Source organism: Bathymodiolus japonicus methanotrophic gill symbiont (assembly GCF_019721995.1).
Classification (GTDB): domain Bacteria; phylum Pseudomonadota; class Gammaproteobacteria; order Methylococcales; family Methylomonadaceae; genus Methyloprofundus.
The window spans coordinates 1-18,794 of the sequence record NZ_BLYC01000008.1 but is presented as its reverse complement, the minus strand read 5'-3'; the positions used below and the strand labels follow the sequence as shown (position 1 = coordinate 18,794).

Below are 18,794 nucleotides of genomic sequence, written 5' to 3'. Positions count from 1 at the left end.
CTGTCGCCTATCAGGGACTAAAAATCACCACTTCGCTAAGCTCCGTTTCCATGATTTTCAGCGTCAGAATCAGGCCACGGCTTGATCCCTCTTCATCTAATTGTTTGGCCTCACGCCCCCATCCTTCATAAAGCTTCCAGTCCTCAAAGAAAACCTCAATCAGCCATCTCAACGTATAGGCTTGAATAATATCTTGTGTGCGCCAAGTCAGGTCTGTCGCCACTAAATAGCGATAGTCGTTTTCACCGTCATATTTTAAGGCAATGACAAAGAGTTTTTTACTGTGTGAACTCACCTTTAATCGTGCACTGCTGACAGTCACTTTAATCTCTTTTCCGCCACGTACACGTATTATCTGATCAATGCCTTTGTTAATCGAATTAAAGTAGCTCTCGACTGACCTTATTCTACCTCTATATTCAATATTTTGGTTTTTACGTAATTGGCTAATCACCTGCGAGCCTCCAGATTCTTTAGCGGCTTCGTCCATAAAGGCTTTTTCACCATACAGCGCATCAGCCAGTACGCCTTTAATTTTAATCAGGCTATGCGCAACTTTAAACTCTTTTAATAAGCCTAATGCAATCTCTGTTTTGGTCGGGTAGGCACTGTCACGTTCAGGCTTAATAGGCCGATCTTTTTTTGCTATACCGCTCTTTTTCAACCCTTTATCTTCTTTATCCCACTGCTTTAAGGCTGGATCCGGCATATAAAAGAAAAAACCGATCGGGGAGTCGCTATTTTTGCGAAAGCTTGTTTTGGGCATCCCAGCCCAAGCAAGCAGCAAAAACTTAACGCGACCACTTATGCCTCCGGCGGCCCCGATTCGTCCTCGTCACCTCGTCCCGACCCAACAAGGGGTCGGAACATAGGCTCCAAATGACTTGACGCCGTGTCGGATGGCCTTTTATTTTGTCTCCACCTTCGCTAACGCTCAGACTCCGACAAAACAACGGCCCTACGGCTATCGCGGACTAAAAATCTTCACTTCGCTAAAGCTCCGTTTCCAGGATTTTCAGCGCAGGCACTGTAATGGATGAGGTAACTAGCAGCAATAATACTATCGTTTGTCCATTAACATACCCGCCGGAGCCTTTGTGTTTCTGCTTGTAAACCTTATAAATACGTTTTGTAGACTTAGATCGTGCTCGGTCTGATTCATCAAAGGCCAACACACCTTCAGTAATGCCATAACGTTTTAAAATTAAGACCACACTCACCCGTAGCAACCAGTCCCAGGGTATACTTGCTTTACGAAACACCCAGGATAATGCGGCTACTTTGCAATCTCCAAGGCTTGCTCGCTCAAACTTAGCCCAGCAAACAGAGTTCATTAGCAGTATGCACGTTAAACAAGTGCCCAACCAAGCGGCTTGAATCCGTGTCAAAGCGGCTCCGGGTTTTAGCTGATTGAGCGCATCATTTAAATCGTCAATATAGCTTTGGATAAAGGTGGCTGGGGCATTCATTAACATGGGATTACACCGATAAAATTACAACAACCTCAGAATACCTGATTTTACCTTCTCAATATCAAAAACTTGAACATCGAGTGATAGGCGACAGGGCAATTCGCTGATTCGACGTGTGCTAGCAGCACGCGAGAGGAGCAAGAATTGCATTCCGAATAGCCGTCCAGCCAGTGAGGTAGTAATGACGAAGCGGCTTTTGTGCGTAGTCGTTGCGGACGCAGGGCGTTCAGGGCATCTCCCATCCGCTGCGTAGGTGAACGAATTATGGCGACAGGAGTCCCAGAATTTCGTGAGGTAGCATGGCGCGCCTGCAAATATCCTGCCCAATATTGGCCAATTATTTATTTCCAGCCCCCTTAATCCTGTCATAACCTAAAAACCTCAGTTGAACACAGAATTATTCACAAAACATTGAAGCGGAGGACACTCACCCAACAGGTAGCAAGTTTTTTCGATCATTATTTTTAATATTCTGCGGCTTACAATATTATATAACTGTCAACTGCGGTTTCTAGATTAATGTGGTGTCAGTGATTTAACAGAAAAAAGAAGCGCATCGATATCATCTAGTGACATTTCTACATTGAAGCTAGCATCACCAACAACAACGTAAGGAATAGTCAGTACCAGTGTATTAAAATCGAAATTGGCCACGGCACTATTAGACGCATAAAAAGCAGCTAGATCGAGAATATTTTGCTCATTAAGCGGACCAACTATGGCTGACATGGTTGGATCAGTTCTTTCTCCCACCTTATATTTTGTTAATTGTGCAGCAAGATAAGATTCTTTCTGGCCTGCAATATTAGGAAATTGCTCGCTGGCACTCATCCCATCATTACCATGACATGCCGTGCATTGAGTGCTCAGGGCACGCCCTGTCTCTATATCACCCTCCGCTAGCACTGTATTGCTTAAAGCTATACTGCTGGTAGCTACAAAACCTATAACTCGATGTTCAAGTTTTCAGCTATAACTGGGCTAAGAAAAGTAAATTTTTCCGGCTTTGTTTTATAAGTGATTGATTTACAATGATGTTGATGCTTTCTTTGTCAGTAAAATCATCAATAAAATCAATCAGTTAAAAAACTTGAACATCGAGTATAAACTTGTTCATATCTATCCCCTTGTAAGAAATGTAAGTATTTACAATAGCCAGACCACTCGATAGCAGAAGGCGGTTTGACTTGCTCCATAAGATCATTATTCCACTCTCCTTCAACGAATACATGTGCAGCAGCACCTAACTGGATAGCCTGAATTAGATTATGATTTAGATAGACATTCACACCCGGCTGCTTAAATTTATACAATGTCGCAACCGCACTCCCCCCGGGAATAAACCAGGTTTCTCGGTCTGTGACTGGCGCATCATTGAATGACCCACCTTCCCAGACGAAATCGCCATGACCACCAATCAAATGCGGACGACTATCTTCATTACCTTGTGAATGGATAAAAAGCACACTCTCACCAACCTTTGCGGTTAATGCATTTGCCCCGGTCAAAGACCCAACCGAGCCATTAAAGACAGTATGGCTAGGGGTTAATTTTCTCATCTGCTGCAGAACCTCTGGCATAGAATCGATAACTGAGCTGTATTTAATATAGTTACCATCCACATCTTGAGGAAAATAAAAACCCTGCTCACCGATATAATAGGCTTTATCATAAGTAACAGGATTGCCTTGATCATCTCTTAAGCCATCACGCGGCAATACCATAATCGCGCCGCTTAAGCCCAGCGCAACATGCAACGGAATCATCACTCCGCCCGGTACGCAATGATAAATAAATACGCCTTTCTTGATCGCCTGAAATCTTAGAACAACCTCTTGCCCCGGTGCGACTTTGGTTAATGCACCTCCACCTAAGGCTCCCGTTGCCGCATGAAAGTCAATATTATGTACCATGGTATTGGTGATAGGATTAACTAGAGTCAATTCAACATAATCGTATTGATGGACAACAACAATAGGACCTGGAATAGAGCCATTAAACGCCATAACATGCGCGGTTACCCCGGGCGCAACTTCCATTTCTTTTTCTTCCACAATCATCCTGATTTTAACAACCTTAGGCGGGCCTACTGCAATTTGGGTGTGTTCAGGTAATAACGGAGGTGCAACGAGTTCTTGAGTGACCCTTTCCAGGCCATTGGGCGAAGTTACTGGCGCCTTTTCCTGAGTAGGCTCCGTGGGAATAAAAGCTTGCCGCTAAAAGTATAAACCGCGCAAAATAAAAATTATTCATGGCATTCCCCTTTTTATTTTCATAGTGAGCTGATAAGCACTTTATTGTGCTACCAATTAATCACGCCCTCATCCTGAAACGTTAAAGCGAGGTAGAAATAGGCAAAGCGAACGCTTTGAACTGGCTATAACTCTAGTCAATAAATTATCAATTGTCAATTGTCAAACGCATTAGAATATGTTAATGCGCCTTAAGCAAGGTCCGCTTTAATATCCGCACAAAACTATCCACTTCTTGCGCAGTATTCTCTTGTCCCAGACTGATTCGAATGGCTGATTTCGCAAGATCCTCGCCTACCCCCATTGCCATTAATACATGACTGACAGATGTATCCGTACTAGCGCATGCGGAACCGCTTGATACCATAACTCCCTGCTGGTCTAATTGCATTAGCAGCATTTCGCCTACATGGCCTTGCACTCCAAACTGTACCGTATTAGCAAGTCGCTGACTATGCTGTGCAAATATAGTGATTTCTGGTAACTTCAACAATTGTTCTTCTAAACGCACTCTGAGCGCAAGACAGTGTTGGTGGCGCTGGTCTAATTCTGCATAGGCCAACTCTGCCGCCTTGCCAAACCCGACAATGGCTGGTACATTTTCCGTTCCAGCACGGAGCGCTGCTTCTTGCCCCCCACCCGTTTGCAGTGGGCTTTTCACATATTTAGCTGATGTGATTAAAGCACCACAACCTTTTGGCCCATATATTTTATGACTGGAAAGCGACATTAGATCCACCCCTAGCACCTGAAAATCAACCGGGATTTTTCCTGCCGCCTGAACTGCATCGGTGTGCACTAAAGTCTTTCGCTCCTGCATGATACTACTGAGGCTGGCAATATCCTGGATAACGCCAGTTTCATTATTCACCAGCATAAAAGAGGCAAGATCAAACGAGCCTTCTAACTGAGTCAGTGCCTGTTGATCAATATATCCTTGTGACGTGATACCGACTAACTGGGCGCTCGCAGACTGCAAGACAGAAGGATGCTCGAAGGCCGCGGTCACTATTTTCGCATTTGACACACAGCCTTTTAGGGCTAAATTGTTGGCTTCGGTACCACCACTGGTAAAAACAACCTGCTCCGCTCGCGCATTGACTAATTGTGCGACTTGCTCGCGGGCGGTATCAATGGCGCTACGTGATAGGCGTGCTAATTTATATAAGCTGGAGGGGTTAGCATAAAAGCGGCTGAAAAACGGCAACATTGCCTGCAACACCCTTTCATCTACTGATGTTGTGGCATTATGATCAAAATAGATCATATAGGTGTCGTACGAGTTGCGACAAATTACTTAAGAGCAACCGCAATCGTATCTGCATTGGAAAAATTCACTAGCTGTTGTACATCAGATGTCTGACGCTCTGCTATTTTTTGTACACCAGACTGATCTAATAATGCACCTAAGGAAATACCATCCAGGTAATTACTCACTGTCTGGCTTAAGCCCATCCATAAATCATGGGTTAAACAGGGCTGACCATTCTGACAATTACCTTGTTTCTCGCAGTTAGTTAAGTCTACTTGCTCATCCACTGCCAGAATAATATTTGAAATACTGACCTCACTAGGCTCCCGACTTAACTTATAACCACCGCCCGGCCCTCTCACCCCAACAACCAGGCCAGCCCTGCGCAAACGGGAAAATAGCTGCTCAAGATAAGACAATGAAATAGTTTGACGGGTCGCAATATCCGTTAATGTAACGGGTTGAATCTGGCTATGAAACGCCAGATCCAGCATTGCTGTCACCGCATAACGCCCTTTAGTAGTTAATCTCACGTTAAGTCCCCTTAAAAAATAAGTGAATTTGTAGTGTAATATAAACCTAGTAAACTAGTCAACTATTATAAATAACAGCAAATGACCTGTTTTTCAGCTAAAACAATGCTGCTTTTAAATGCGCAAGCAAGGAGATTTTATTTACAGAATCCCGTGGCTACTAATTTAAAGAAGCGGATACATTGAGTGCAAAGCATGTGCCTGACTCATATATCAATAGCTCCATAAATATTCTCAGTATAAACTTCAGCATGTGGGCGCTGGCTTTTGCCGGCACTGACATTAGGGATATGGAAAATAGAAACCATCCAGAAAACATGGAATAAATATCATCCCAACCTCTCATGCTATACCCCCCCTCAGTTAAGGGGAGAGCCGTAGGATGTGCTGACGATAGGAAGCGCATCCTACGTCAACCCTCCTATTTAGAGGTAACTTATGAGTTAACACGATGGACAATTAATTATGTCCATTTCACTTACCCCGTGCAGGCTAAAGCCTCTGCCCCAGTGCAGGAACTTATGCAACGATTATAGATATCATTCTTTGCCCAGCTCGCAGTCATGCAAATCAGGAATTTCCTCATGCTTGCACTTAATACCTGCGCTATTCATTGCCTGCTTCATATCCTGCATCTGTTTATCCATCAGCTGTATATGATCCAGCATATGATTAATTGCATACGCCACCGGATCGGGAGAATCTGCTGTTGTCCCGTAGGCATCAAAGCCCATCTTATTGGCGATTTTTGTTCTTTCAGCACTCTGGGCGTCCTGCGCACCCACAACACGACCTGGAATACCTACAACTGTCGCGCCATCCGGGACAGGCCTGATGATCACTGAATTCGACCCCACCCGTGCATTTTCACCGATTTCAATCGGTCCCAATATTTTTGCACCCGCTCCGACGACCACGCCATTTTTTAAAGTGGGATGTCTTTTGCCTTTATCCCAGCTAGTTCCACCTAAAGTAACACCATGATACAAAGTGCAATCATCACCAATAATTGTGGTTTCACCGATCACCACACCCATGCCATGATCTATAAAGAACCGTCGCCCGATTACTGCCCCGGGATGAATTTCTATACCGGTTAGCCAACGACTAATATGCGCAATAAAATTGGCGATAAATTTAAAACCTTTGCTCCATAAGCGATGACAAACTCTATGTATTAATATTGCATGAAAACCTGGATAGACAAACACCACTTCCCAGAGCGTCTGCGCAGCGGGATCTCGCTCAAACACACAGGCAATATCCTCTTGAATTAAATTAATCATATTTTTGATGCAATATTGCAGTTGATTTTTTTAAGATGCCGCGCAAAATATCCAGCTCTTTAATATCTAAAGTAGCCCGATGGTACACGCGACGTAAGCGGCGCATAATTGAAGTGGATTTTTGCGGATTAATAAAGCCAATTTCTTGTAGCGCCTGATATAAATGCTCATAAAATGATTCCATTTGCGCAGAACTTGCCAAAGCGACTTCTCTTACTTCAGGTTCGACAGCACCCTGGTTTGAGGCGACTAATAATTCATAACAGACCACTTGTACTGCAGCGGCTATATTCAGCGAACTATAGGCAGCATTACTGGGGATGGTGAGCAAAGTTTGACACAAATCCAGCTCATGATTTTTCAAACCTGAATTTTCCCGGCCAAACAAAATTGCAATTTTTTTATCTTGCGCTTCAATCGCCAGCCTTTCTGCACAAACTCTAGGGGACTCTTCAGGCACGGCAATAGTCCGCGAACGCGCACTCGCACCAATCACTATCTGGCAATCTGCAATCGCTTGCTGTAAAGAATCACACAATATTGCAGAGGCTAAAATATCATCTGCCCCCGATGCTCGGGAGGTTGCATCAGCACTGGGGAATATTTTGGGTGCGACCAGATACAACTCAGTCATACACATATTTTTCATGGCCCGGGCAACTGCCCCGATATTTCCCGGGTGGCTTGTTTCAACCAGCACAATCCTTATATTTGACAGCAATGTTCGACCCTAACAATAAAAAAGATCACTATAGCAAAATTTTTGCTATTCTATGTGGTTTTCTAATCGCTCATTAAAATTTATTTATGCATCCAATGCTCAACATCGCTATCCGCGCTGCGAGAAACGCGGGCGACATCATTCTTCGTGCATCAGAACATGTCAGTCATATTCAAGTTGATAATAAAGAGCAGCATGATTTCGTCACTGAAGTTGATCGCCAGGCAGAACTGGAAATTATTAAAGTTCTTAAAACCGCTTACCCTGATCATGCCATTCTTGCTGAAGAAAGCGGACAGCATGAAGGCAATGAATACACCTGGATTATTGACCCACTGGACGGCACAACTAATTTTCTACACGGCTTCCCGCATTACGCTGTTTCAATCGCGTTAAAAATCAAAGACCGCCTCGAAGTCGGCGTCATTTACCTGCCGTTAAGCAATGAACTATTCACTGCCGCGCGGGGTGAAGGTGCGATGTTTAATAACCACCGCATTCGTGTTACCAAGCAGTCAAGTCTTGCGGGCGCCCTAATTGGCACAGGTTTTCCTTTTAAAGCCCAGCAGCAAAAATATCTGGATGCTTATCTGGAAATGTTTAGAGCGGTCTGCATGAATACCTCTGGAATTCGACGCACGGGTTCAGCCGCAATTGACCTGGCTTTTTTAGCCATGGGACGTTTAGATGGTTTTTGGGAGGTGGACTTAAAGTCCTGGGATATTGCTGCGGGGATTATTATTGTAAAAGAAGCCGGCGGCGTGGTCACCGACCTGTCTTTTAATGATCAGTATCTGGAATCAGGAAATATTATTGCGGGCAATCCTAAAATGCATCAATTGATGTATCAGCTGATTAACCCGCATGTAACTGATAATTTGAAATAAACTACTCTGTTTCAGGCGCGCCATGCTACCTCACGAAATTACGGGACTCCTGTCGCCATAATTCATCACCTACGCAGCGGATGAGAGATGCCCTGAACGCCCTGCGTCCGCAACGACTACGCACAAAAGCCGCTTCGTCATTACTACCTCACTGGCTGGACGGCTATTCGGAATGCAATTCTTGCTCCTCTCGCGTGCTGCTAGCACACGTCGAATCAGCGAATTGCCCTGTCGCCTATCAGGGACTAAAAATCACCACTTCGCTAAGCTCCGTTTCCATGATTTTCCATCAGTGTTCTCATTGAAAGAAGAAGTACCTAAACAAAGCAGCCTATAACCTACCTGAAGGTAGCACCACTCGAATATTTCCATCTTTTTGATTTTAATCACTTATAACAGCAAATAGACACTCTGTAGGCACCGTAAAAAACAACAAATAATTTCAAATAAAGCTTGCAATTGCCGAGAAAATTTTTCTAAAAATTTCCGTTTTAATCACCTCATAAACGGATATCACCCATGCTTAAAGACCTACCACTCTCTGAACATATTCACCAACACTGCAATGAAAGTATGGAACGTGCCCTGTTAGCAGAGCGTCATCCTTTGTGGGCTCGTTCATGCCCAGAGTTGAAGGATATCGACTTTATTCGCCTTGGGTTATTACGCTGTATCAGTGTAGTCGATAGTGGTCGCCATTTCCTCCAAACCAATGAACAGATTTATGGCCAGCCGCTTCTCCACTCAACGTATTTTAAATCACTGAAGTCGCATAGACGAACAAGTATGCTTGAGGCATTTGAACAGCAGAGCTACCATCTTCACGCTGAAACACTGCTATCGCAAGACATTGATTATCTTAAAGCATTCCCGGAACTTGACGAATACACCATAGAAGCAGCGGATGGACATTTTATTGATCATGCCTGCCATACTGAAAGAAACAGCAAGGGGAAAGTTTATGCGGCCGGGGGGATTTACGCGTTGAATCTCAGAAGTGGGTTGCTCAGATTTCTTTGTCTGGTGACAAACGGAACTCAGAGACATCAAGAAATACCTGTGTTACGAGATCATATTGAAAAGCAAAACAAGGGAAATAACAGCTCTCAGAAACATCTCTATGTCTACGATAAAGCCGTCACCGACTTTGTCTGGTGGGATCGGCAGAAACGACATGCTAATTACATGATTTCAATGCTAAAAGAAAATTCAATTGCGACTCTGGTTGAGTCTATCCCTTTTGACTCCCGCCATGAGATCAATACAGGGGTTGAAGCATACAGTGTGTACGAAAACAAGAGCATCAAATTTAATGTGGTGGATTACCGTGATCCAGAAACCGGAAAACTTCACCGGTTTGTGACAACCTTGCCAATGACTATTAACCCTGGAACCATTGCCATGCTGTATTTCAAGCGATGGACGATTGAAAAGACATTCAATAACACTAAAAGTAATTTCAAGGAAACTAAAGCTTGGTCTTCCAATACCCGCTCACTTGAAAATCAAATGCGCCTGACTGCAATGAGCTATAATTTAATGCGCGTGTTTGAAGAGATTTCAAAAACACAACAGCCAGAATTGATTCATCCATCGGATAAAAGATATAGCGAGGCTCTGGAGATTAGGCCGCAACAGGCCAAAAACGAGATCGTTTTGTGAATCCATTATTTTTCCAGGCAAGAATATCTCGTATCAGCTCGTATACCATTCGGGCAGTTCAAAACGCAATAATAACAGGCAGGCGCGCCATGCTACCTCACGAAATTCCGGGACTCCTGTCGCCGTAATTCGTTCACCTACGCAGCGAATAGGAGATGCTCCAGCCGCCCTGCGTCCGCCACAGACTGAGCACAAAGCAGCTCAGTCATGGCTACCACAAATGGCTCTACGGCTATTCGGGATAAAATTTTAGCCTCCCTCGCGCGCTATCGCGCACTTCGGATTGGCAAATTTCCCTGCGCCTTCTGGAGACTATCAGCCCGTCCGGGGCTGACAGCGAATGTCTTTACAGTGCTTTATGAGCTCTCTTGTGGCGAGGTTAGTTTCACGGCCTCAATTGACAGGGGAACACTGATGTGATTTTCAGCGGTCGCATCATCGATGTTTTTCCAGTCATCACATCCAGCGTCTTACCTAAACGCTTGAACACAGAGTCCTGCGTGTAGGGAATTCCATATTTTTCACACAAGGCTTTAACTTTAGGCTGCGCAAGATGGTAGCGACTTAACGGCATATCTGGCCATATATGATGCTCAATTTGATAATTCAGCCAACCATGCAGAAAATCAATTTGATCAGTCCCGGTTGTAAAATTAGTCGAACCAAAGATCTGCCTTAGATAAAACTCTCCTTTATTGCTTGCCTTATCTTCAAATACATACAAATCATCGCCCACATGATTGGTGCCAATCACCAGAAAGGTATGTAAATTTGTCATCACTTCAGCAAGCAGGGAATTGATTAACACATTACTTGCCGCAACCGCCCCACCTATCGCTGTTACTATTCCTACCGGAATAAACAATAATGGAATGAGTACGAATCTAATTGAAATATAGGGTAGCAGGCAATGAGTCCATAATTTACGCCCAACTGGCTTCAAAGGATTCCAGGTGTCAGCACGAGTATAAGTCACTGGCTCCAGACCTGCTTTTTTATCTTCTGAGTGCTGTAATTCCACCAAGGTAGAGGGTGCGTAGTAAAGAAACTTCCAGGTACATGCCATCACCCCCAGAAAAACATACCTGGCCCATTGCGGCATATTGATATTTCTAAATTCCTCGGTATTAAATTCCACTTGATCTGGGTCAGCTTCTTCACCCAGATTATAATGATGCAAATCATTATGCTCCTTGTCCCAGGCCTCCGGTATCATCCACTCTAACCAATCTATAAAGCGTCGATTTCCTTTGGCAAAGCCTTTACTTGTATAGCGCTTGGGAATACCTTCAATTTTGTCATAGGCACGGTGGGTAATATGATGCGCAATCGTGGTCCAGCGCGTGACATTCCCCTGACTGATAAAAAAAGCAGACACCGGATTAGGGATAATCCAGGCAGTCCCATAACCTATAGCGGAACACAGTCGCCCCCAGCGTTCAATCTTTTTTAAATGCTGAAAATCATCCATATTCAGGTCACTTAGTACTTCCTTGCGAATATTGTCCATGTCTTGTGCGAACTGATCTCGATCAATTGCATGGTAAATATGTTGAGTCACTCACGTGTCTCCTTAAAATGGAAAAAACGTGTAGTATATCATCACTTTTAGTAATAACCGCCGGATATCAGTTTGAAATAGCATTTTCTAATACCAGGAAATTTCAACCATAGAGAAACAAGGGGTTTAAAGATATTGGTATATTTTTTTCACTGCAGTTTCCCAATAATTATTTATGGTAAAATTGAAACTATGCTACAACTATATGAAAAAAACAGTCTTTTCATTCGTTTCAAATGCTATTGCCTAAGGGGAATTAAGTAGGGGTTTGCTATAAACATGGCAAAACCACCTAAAATAAACCTCGATACACCAGCATTGTGTATTTCAGCTACTCAATAATTGGGAAACTTCAGTTTTTCATTTCATGCATGGATAATAGCTGCCTTAATCAAACTCAATATTATATTTAATATCACTACTATGCGTAGATCCTGCGCGCGTTTCTATGCTGATATTTTCCGTCAGCTTATATTCCACGGCAAATTGCATTTGCGTAGTCAATATATCCATAATGTATCGTGCATATAACCTAGGCGTTATACGCTTGCCCACGATCATCGAATTTTGTCCGAGATTGCTGCTTTTTATATCAAATTCATCAACACCTACTGTGCCCATCACCGCATCAACATAGTCACGCCCCAGGCTCAATGCTGCTTTAGCAATTAGCCCTGCACTGCTTGAATCACCATTGCCCAGCGGCGCACCGGTTAATAAATACGCCAGTGCCTCACTATCATTCAAGGCTGGCTCGGTATAAATACGTGTCACAGGTTTTTTTAGCGTGCCGGTTAAACTTAAATAGGCGACCGTTTTATCATCCCAGTCAGTGGCTTTACGTGAGGCAAGGATACTAATACCTGGATTTTCTATATCACCTACAAATAAAAACTGTCCCTTATCTATCTTTAAATCCTGGCCATACGCAACATAAGTGCCCTCGCGAAAATTAAGCTCGTTGAATAATTTCAAATGATTCTTCTTCTGCAGTGCGCGTAAAGATCCTTCCAGTCGCGCTTTCAAGCCAAAGCCTTCGATAGCAACTTCGTCCCCCAGTTTAATTAATACGTCCGTATCAACCGGATAACCCGACGGCTTAACCTGTACCTGTGCATCGCTGATAATGACTTCATCGGGACTTATCTGCACTGCGCCTTCGGGCAAGGTTTGAAAGACCATCATTGCTTTAGGCACCCGTATATCACCTTGCACATTCGCACCGTGCTTATTTCCACTTATCTGTAGATTAGGCGATAGCCATGCCTGCATTTCTGGTAATTGCAATAACGGCAAATCTTCGCCCTTTATTGCCAGCTTGAATTGCATTTTGTCGTTGCTATAATCATCGACCTGTCCATTAAGCAACAGGCTTTGCCCCTTTATCCTGGCTTCTCCACGCACAAAAACCTGCCCTGTTTGCGCGTGAGTTAATTCGAGGCTTATATCACTGACCGTCAAACCAGCATCCACAACCGTCAAACTGCCTTGCTGTAGTTTCAGCCAGCTGTTATTCAAGTCAGGAGACTGTAATAACCCTTGAATATGCAGCTCACCGTTGATATTACCTGCAACATGACTTACCGAATCAGCAAAGGCACTGATAAAGCCGATCTGCTCCAGATGCACATTGAGTAAGCTATTTATCTGAGCACTCTCTGGCCGCTGTAGCCCATGAATACCAACCTGCCCCTTAACATAATTGGCATCATTGATAAGCAAAGATAAATTAGACTGCATGCTGTCAGCTAAAAGCCAGGCATCAACATGTGCTCCTTTAAAATCCAGCCGCTGCACGCCAAGCTCTTCGTCCTGTACGACCATCACCCCTGGATCGAGCGTTAACTGCACATTGCCTTGCACGTTTTCCTCTAAAGACAGGAAAAACTCACTATGCAACAGGCTATTGACCTTAATAGTAGACGGTATCCAGTCGGCAAATACAGCTAAAGGCAATTGCTTAATTGTCCCTGCCAGTGCGTGTCCAGCCGATTCTGATTGGACATTGATACAGAATAAACCGGTGCTATTTTTTTGCGCCAAACAAAAATCTGTCGCTAGCTGTAGGGATTGCTGATCATCCTGCACAACTTCTATGGGACTCGCCCGAATAATTTGCCAAACACCTGCTGATTCACTCTGCACTTGCATGTTGCGTATTTCTCCCTGCCACTGTTTGGCAAGTGGCATCCACGCTCCTTGCATGGCTAATTCCAGCCGTAGCGTCTCTTTATGCAATTCAGCCCGTAGTTCATGCTGGCTACTTTGCCCTGTACTTTGCAGTTTAACCTGGTCTACCTTCTGACCATTAAAAATCATTTCCTGGGCAATAAGCTGTAACTCTAATTGCCCTTTACCCGCAACATCAAGTATGCCACTGGATTGAAGACTACCTATTTGCTGATCTTGAAAGCTCAGCCCCGTTGATTTTATTTTGAATTTAACCAAGGGCTGTTCAATGCTTCCTCTTAATGTCCCTTGCGCAAATATAGAGCCTGCCAAATCAGCATCTAGCTGATGTAAATTATTTGCTTCCAGATTAAACGCCAGTGAATTATCTGCACCCATTTGCCCATGGATATCCACAAAATTATCGCCAACACTGATTTCTAAATGCTCTATTCTCGCTTGTTCAGCTGAATAATGAATTGCTGCTTTGCCTTGTAGTTCTTTATCCATCAGATTGCCAAATACATTATCTATCTTGATTTGGAAGTCAGGCCTATTAAACAATTGCCCTGATAACTGTGCATCCAGACTTAATTCAGCCGGGTAGTCTGGCTGCAACGAGCCCAACTGAATTTTATTCCCCCGCAGCTGTATTTCACTGGAAATATCAGCCACCCAGCTAATACGCCCCTTACTATGCACCTCGCCATTGGGCGACTTTAGTGTCAGCGTATCAAAGGTAAATTGCTCTGCATCACCCTGCCCCTCTATAAACAGCTGCCCGGATGCTAAGTCCTGAGCAGACATACTTGAATTTAAAGTCACATAATATTGCTCTACACTACCTTGCACAGTTAAACGCGCATTTTCGCTCGCGTATTGTTTTTCTCCCTGCAAAGGCCATTGCAATGCAGCCCAGGAAAGTTGTAAATCAAACTGGGGGGGTACAGCACTTAGGTCAATCCAGCCCTCGGCCTGTGCTTTATTCGGAGCTAATAGCTGGGCGTTAAGATAAATTTTCTGGCTATCTCCATATAATGATACTTGCGCTTTTACATCAGCTATTTCGGGGAATATCCTGGCTACAGCTATCTCTGCTTTAAAGGGAAATTGCGCTGTTAGTTGTAGCTCTGCCTTACCGTCTAACTTACCCATATCACTATGCAGAGAAAACTGGCTCAGCTTTATTTGCTTGCCTTGATAGTTAAGCGCCAGACTAAGCTGATCAATCAAGTAGCTAGAATTTTGTTGCTGAATACTCAGTTTTTGCAGGGAAAAATCATCAATCTGCAATGCTAGCGGCATTATAAAATCCATGCTCCCCGACTCAGAGTCCTGCGCATCTAATGCATGAATCTCTATATTAACATCACTCGCCTGAAATGTTTTAAAGCGGATTCGAGTGGCTAATAAATCTAGCCATTTAAATTGATAACTTATACCCCTGGCATGAACCGTTACTTCGTCAGCCTGGTAGCTAACCCCTGATAATCGTAATTCATCTAGAACCAGTCCATCCACCCGCTCTATGCTTAACCCGGGGACTTGTTCTATAAGCTGCATTAGCAGCCAGCTATTAAATGGGCGATTAGAGACTAAAATAATCAGCAATAAGACCACTGCCAACCCGGCTGCTGACAATATCAACAATCCATTATGCAGCAGCGGCTTCATAACGCGGTACTTAAACTAAAGTGCACATGCACATCACCGAAATCCTCACTGGGTACGGCAATATCAATACGTACTGGTCCGACCAATGAATACCAGCGCACACCCAGACCCACCCCTATCTGAATATCCAGATCCCGGGTAAAAGCATCGCCTGCATCGACAAAAGCCGCGAGTGTCCAGTTACCATAGATTCTTTGTTCATACTCCAGGCTTGCAGTTGTTAAAAACTGACCACCACTTACTTCTCCCGCTGCGTCTCGTTGACCAATACTTTTATAATCATAGCCGCGCACACTATTATCACCCCCGGCATAAAACCGATAACTGGTAGGCAAGTCCTCAAAGTTATCGACCGCCGTCGCCCCCAAGTCTATTCTGGCTAATATGCGCCCGCCTAAAAAAGTGGGGTATGCGCCCTTGATATGCAGTTTTGTCTGTATAAAGCTCACCGAAGAACCGACACTACGGTGCGCTCCATTGAATTCCAACATATATTTATAGCCTTCCAGGTAATTGCCTTTCTTCATTGCCCGGACATTAGAAATACTAATCCCTGGTACAAGCAAAAGCTGGGTCTGAAACGGTTCAGTATTAGAATTACGAAACCGCTCTGCAACGAATTTCAATTGCTCTGCGAGTATAAATTGACCATAAAAGCGATTAGATAACCTCAACCCGACATCCAGCTTGCCACTATTTACATTGACCGTATTTTCATAGCTAAGCCCGGCAAAAAACGATAGCCTGTCTTTTAACGGGTTACTCAGCGGAATGATATATTCCATAAGCAGATTGGATTTTTTAAGCGACAGGTTCAAGTCGGAAACAAACTGCTGACCGCTGTCATTTAAATATCTGTTTCTATACCCGGCGCTCAGCCGAAAACCCAGATCAGTATCATAACCAACCCCTGCTGACATCGCGTGTCGTGGCAGATTAGATAGTTTAACTGTGAGCGGCGCTTGATAATCCAGCGCGTGACTTTGCTCGTACTTTAGCTCTACGCCTCTAAAATAACCGGACGTGTCTAACAACTGATGTGACTCGAAAATCCTGGCCCGGTCATACGCCTGCCCCTGTTTAACCGTCAGATATTTACTGCTGAAATCTGTATGCAAGGCGCTTTTTTCAACATCAATACGACTAATATAATAACGAGACCCAGTTTGCATATGCAACTGAAGCCTTGCAGTATTGGTATCAGGATTAACAGACAGGCGCTTTAGCACAAAAACTTTATCAAAATAGCCCTTAGCATCTGCGCGGTTTTTTAATTGTCTTTTTAACTTGTCATACTCACCATGATTGACAATATCACCCACTTTAATGCTGATATTGCGCAATATCTCGCTAAAAAAAAGCTCTTCTGCACCTGGCCCCAGCACCTGAACATCGATTGCGTCGATAATCATCGGCGGGCCTGGCACTATAAGCAATGAACTCTGCCAGCAGCCTTCCTCCCAGTCCAGGGTTTTAGTGATCTTCGGGTGATAATATCCTAACGCGCGCAGGGCTTTTTTAATCTGCAAAGGTGCCTGCGTATATAGGCGCTTGATTTTCCACTGCAGCGCATTACAAGACTCATCTGTTAGGGACAAATACGCTCTGACATTATCTTCCTGCTCAGAAGTGAGTCCGGTAATTTCTATCTCTGGCTCTGCATAAAGCCGATTCGAGTAAACAAGGCTCAGCAATAACACCAGCAAAGTGCAGAAACCAAAAAAGTCTAGGTAGCGTGAATTAATCAAAGAATCTTTTTTTACATCCGGGTAATCTTTATAACTGAAGTTTCCCAATAATTATTTATGGTAAAATTGAAACTATGCTACAACTATATGAAAAAAATAGTCTTTTCATTCGTTTCAAATGCTATTGCCTAAGGGGAATTAAGTAGGGGTTTGCTATAAACATCATCAGTGTTCCCCTATCAATTGAGGCCGTGAAACTAACCTCGACACAAGAGAGCTCATAAAGCACTGTAAAGACATTCCTGTTATTATTGCGTTTTGAACTGCCCGAATGGTATACGAGCTGATACGAGATATTCTTGCCTGGAAAAATAATGGATTCACAAAACGATCTCGTTTTTGAACCTGTTGCTGCCTAATCTCCAGAGCCTCGCTATATTTTTTATCCGATGGATGAATCAATTCTGGCTGTTGTGTTTTTGAAATCTCTTCAAACACGCGCATTAAATTATAGCTCATTGCAGTCAGGCGCATTTGATTTTCAAGTGAGCGGGTATTGGAAGGCCAAGCTTTAGTTTCCTTGAAATTACTTTTAGTGTTATTGAATGTCTTTTCAATCGTCCATCGCTTGAAATACAGCATGGCAATGGTTCCAGGGTTAATAGTCATTGGCAAGGTTGTCACAAACCGGTGAAGTTTTCCGGTTTCTGGATCACGGTAATCCACCACGTTAAATTTGATGCCCTTGTTTTCGTACACACTGTATGCTTCAACCCCTGTATTGATCTCATGGCGGGAGTCAAAAGGGATAGACTCAACCAGAGTCGCAATTGAATTTTCTTTTAGCATTGAGATCATGTAATTAGCATGTCGTTTCTGCCGATCCCACCAGACAAAGTCGGTGACGGCTTTATCGTAGACATAGAGATGTTTCTGAGAGCTGTTATTTCCCTTGTTTTGCTTTTCAATATGATCTCGTAACACAGGTATTTCTTGATGTCTCTGAGTTCCGTTTGTCACCAGACAAAGAAATCTGAGCAACCCACTTCTGAGATTCAACGCGTAAATCCCCCCGGCCGCATAAACTTTCCCCTTACTGTTTTTTTCAGTATGGCAGGTATGATCAATAAAATGTCCATCCGCTGCTTCTATGGTGTATTCGTCAAGTTCCGGGAATGCTTTAAGATAATCAATGCCTTGCGATAGCAGTGTTCAGAGTGAAGATGATAGCTCTGCTGTTCAAATGCCTCAAGCATACTTGTTCGTCTATGCGACTTCAGTGATTTAAAATACGTTGAGTGGGGAAGCAGCTGGCCATAAATCTGTTCATTGGTTTGGAGGAAATGGCGACCACTATCGACCACACTGATACAGCGTAATAACCCAAGGCGAATAAAGTCGATATCCTTCAACTCTGGGCATGAACGAGCCCACAAAGGATGACGCTCTGCTAACACTCGATGTTCAAGTTTTTCCATCCCATTGCCATCAAACTCTTACCTTCACCCAGCAGAACAATACTTTAATGATGCTGTTGGCCCTAACCCATCTTCGTCACTATTGATGATGTAGTTGTTATAAATCAATTGGTTGAAATTTTAAAAAGTAGCCAGTTGGCACTATAGATTTTGTGTTTT

22 protein-coding genes are annotated in these 18,794 nt (G+C 43.7%); 7 read left to right on the top strand and 15 right to left on the bottom strand.

Going from position 1 to position 18,794, the window contains the following annotated elements; genetic code table 11:
- Positions 1–10: 10 nt before the first annotated feature.
- The gene (locus K6984_RS12420) at positions 11–766 is read right to left on the bottom strand and encodes a transposase (RefSeq protein ID WP_221895834.1); all 756 of its coding nucleotides are present in this window, start codon (positions 764–766) and stop codon (positions 11–13) included.
- Between K6984_RS12420 and K6984_RS33405 the strand changes: the two genes are divergently transcribed.
- Both K6984_RS33405 and K6984_RS12415 read left to right on the top strand, forming a co-directional pair.
- Positions 744–872 carry a hypothetical protein gene (locus K6984_RS33405; protein WP_263458596.1) on the top strand — a complete coding sequence of 43 codons (129 nt, stop codon included), beginning with the start codon at positions 744–746 and terminating at the stop codon, positions 870–872. The genes K6984_RS12420 and K6984_RS33405 overlap by 23 nt on opposite strands.
- Positions 873–899: 27 nt before the next feature.
- Positions 900–1,040 (top strand): hypothetical protein, encoded by a 141-nt coding sequence (locus tag K6984_RS12415; RefSeq protein ID WP_221895833.1) that lies wholly within the window; start codon positions 900–902, stop codon positions 1,038–1,040.
- Here K6984_RS12415 and K6984_RS12410 read toward each other — a convergent pair.
- Together K6984_RS12410 and K6984_RS12405 are read right to left on the bottom strand one after the other, a co-directional pair.
- Positions 993–1,475 carry a hypothetical protein gene (locus tag K6984_RS12410; protein WP_221895832.1) on the bottom strand — a complete coding sequence of 161 codons (483 nt, stop codon included), beginning with the start codon at positions 1,473–1,475 and terminating at the stop codon, positions 993–995. The genes K6984_RS12415 and K6984_RS12410 overlap by 48 nt on opposite strands.
- Positions 1,476–1,519: 44 nt before the next feature.
- Positions 1,520–1,714, bottom strand: coding sequence for a hypothetical protein (locus K6984_RS12405; RefSeq protein ID WP_221894995.1), 195 nt, complete (start codon positions 1,712–1,714; stop codon positions 1,520–1,522).
- Here K6984_RS12405 and K6984_RS12400 point away from each other — a divergent pair.
- Positions 1,671–1,832 carry a hypothetical protein gene (locus K6984_RS12400; protein ID WP_221895831.1) on the top strand — a complete coding sequence of 54 codons (162 nt, stop codon included), beginning with the start codon at positions 1,671–1,673 and terminating at the stop codon, positions 1,830–1,832. The two genes, K6984_RS12405 and K6984_RS12400, sit on opposite strands and share 44 nt — an antisense overlap.
- 156 nt (positions 1,833–1,988) lie before the next feature.
- Here the strand turns inward: K6984_RS12400 and K6984_RS12395 are convergent, their stop codons facing one another.
- The 6 genes from K6984_RS12395 to K6984_RS12370 all read right to left on the bottom strand — a co-directional run bounded on the left by K6984_RS12395 (position 1,989) and on the right by K6984_RS12370 (position 7,516).
- Positions 1,989–2,378 carry a c-type cytochrome gene (locus K6984_RS12395; RefSeq protein WP_263458738.1) on the bottom strand — a complete coding sequence of 130 codons (390 nt, stop codon included), beginning with the start codon at positions 2,376–2,378 and terminating at the stop codon, positions 1,989–1,991.
- Positions 2,379–2,545: 167 nt separating this feature from the next.
- Positions 2,546–3,625: a copper-containing nitrite reductase gene (gene nirK / locus K6984_RS12390; RefSeq protein WP_338024508.1), complete on the bottom strand. Its 1,080-nt coding sequence runs from the start codon at positions 3,623–3,625 to the stop codon at positions 2,546–2,548.
- 280 nt (positions 3,626–3,905) lie between these two features.
- Positions 3,906–4,991 (bottom strand): cysteine desulfurase family protein, encoded by a 1,086-nt coding sequence (locus K6984_RS12385; protein WP_221895830.1) that lies wholly within the window; start codon positions 4,989–4,991, stop codon positions 3,906–3,908.
- A gap of 26 nt (positions 4,992–5,017) precedes the next feature.
- Entirely contained in the window at positions 5,018–5,509 is a 492-nt protein-coding gene (locus K6984_RS12380; protein WP_221895829.1) for an Rrf2 family transcriptional regulator, read from the bottom strand.
- A gap of 539 nt (positions 5,510–6,048) precedes the next feature.
- A complete protein-coding gene (gene cysE, locus K6984_RS12375; protein ID WP_221895828.1) occupies positions 6,049–6,795 on the bottom strand; it encodes a serine O-acetyltransferase in 747 nt (248 codons plus the stop codon).
- Positions 6,788–7,516, bottom strand: coding sequence for an RNA methyltransferase (locus K6984_RS12370; RefSeq protein ID WP_221895827.1), 729 nt, complete (start codon positions 7,514–7,516; stop codon positions 6,788–6,790). The genes cysE and K6984_RS12370 overlap by 8 nt, the downstream gene beginning before the upstream one ends.
- Before the next feature lie 86 nt (positions 7,517–7,602).
- On the opposite strand from K6984_RS12370, the gene K6984_RS12365 reads away from it, so the two are divergent.
- The 3 genes from K6984_RS12365 (at position 7,603) to K6984_RS12355 (ending at position 10,065) form a co-directional block, all read left to right on the top strand.
- Complete coding sequence (locus tag K6984_RS12365; RefSeq protein ID WP_221895826.1) at positions 7,603–8,403, top strand: inositol monophosphatase family protein; 801 nt, start codon at positions 7,603–7,605, stop codon at positions 8,401–8,403.
- An 80-nt stretch (positions 8,404–8,483) separates the two neighbouring features.
- Positions 8,484–8,708: a hypothetical protein gene (locus tag K6984_RS12360; RefSeq protein WP_221895825.1), complete on the top strand. Its 225-nt coding sequence runs from the start codon at positions 8,484–8,486 to the stop codon at positions 8,706–8,708.
- A 214-nt stretch (positions 8,709–8,922) separates the two neighbouring features.
- Positions 8,923–10,065, top strand: coding sequence for a transposase (locus K6984_RS12355; RefSeq protein ID WP_221895824.1), 1,143 nt, complete (start codon positions 8,923–8,925; stop codon positions 10,063–10,065).
- A 33-nt stretch (positions 10,066–10,098) separates the two neighbouring features.
- Here K6984_RS12355 and K6984_RS12350 read toward each other — a convergent pair whose 3' ends face one another.
- Positions 10,099–10,260: a hypothetical protein gene (locus tag K6984_RS12350; RefSeq protein ID WP_221895823.1), complete on the bottom strand. Its 162-nt coding sequence runs from the start codon at positions 10,258–10,260 to the stop codon at positions 10,099–10,101.
- A 12-nt stretch (positions 10,261–10,272) separates the two neighbouring features.
- On the opposite strand from K6984_RS12350, the gene K6984_RS12345 reads away from it, so the two are divergent.
- Positions 10,273–10,485: a hypothetical protein gene (locus K6984_RS12345; RefSeq protein ID WP_221895822.1), complete on the top strand. Its 213-nt coding sequence runs from the start codon at positions 10,273–10,275 to the stop codon at positions 10,483–10,485.
- Here the strand turns inward: K6984_RS12345 and K6984_RS12340 are convergent.
- From K6984_RS12340 to K6984_RS12320, 5 genes are all read right to left on the bottom strand, one after another.
- Positions 10,451–11,626 carry a fatty acid desaturase family protein gene (locus tag K6984_RS12340; protein ID WP_221895821.1) on the bottom strand — a complete coding sequence of 392 codons (1,176 nt, stop codon included), beginning with the start codon at positions 11,624–11,626 and terminating at the stop codon, positions 10,451–10,453. The two genes, K6984_RS12345 and K6984_RS12340, sit on opposite strands and share 35 nt — an antisense overlap.
- 387 nt (positions 11,627–12,013) lie before the next feature.
- Positions 12,014–15,469: a translocation/assembly module TamB domain-containing protein gene (locus K6984_RS12335; RefSeq protein WP_221895820.1), complete on the bottom strand. Its 3,456-nt coding sequence runs from the start codon at positions 15,467–15,469 to the stop codon at positions 12,014–12,016.
- Entirely contained in the window at positions 15,466–17,265 is a 1,800-nt protein-coding gene (locus K6984_RS12330) for an autotransporter assembly complex protein TamA (protein ID WP_221895819.1), read from the bottom strand. The genes K6984_RS12335 and K6984_RS12330 overlap by 4 nt, the downstream gene beginning before the upstream one ends.
- Before the next feature lie 117 nt (positions 17,266–17,382).
- On the bottom strand, positions 17,383–18,285 hold the full coding sequence (locus K6984_RS12325; RefSeq protein ID WP_263458747.1) for a transposase: 903 nt from the start codon (positions 18,283–18,285) through the stop codon (positions 17,383–17,385).
- A gap of 20 nt (positions 18,286–18,305) precedes the next feature.
- Positions 18,306–18,635, bottom strand: coding sequence for a hypothetical protein (locus K6984_RS12320; RefSeq protein WP_221895817.1), 330 nt, complete (start codon positions 18,633–18,635; stop codon positions 18,306–18,308).
- Positions 18,636–18,794 lie beyond the last annotated feature (159 nt).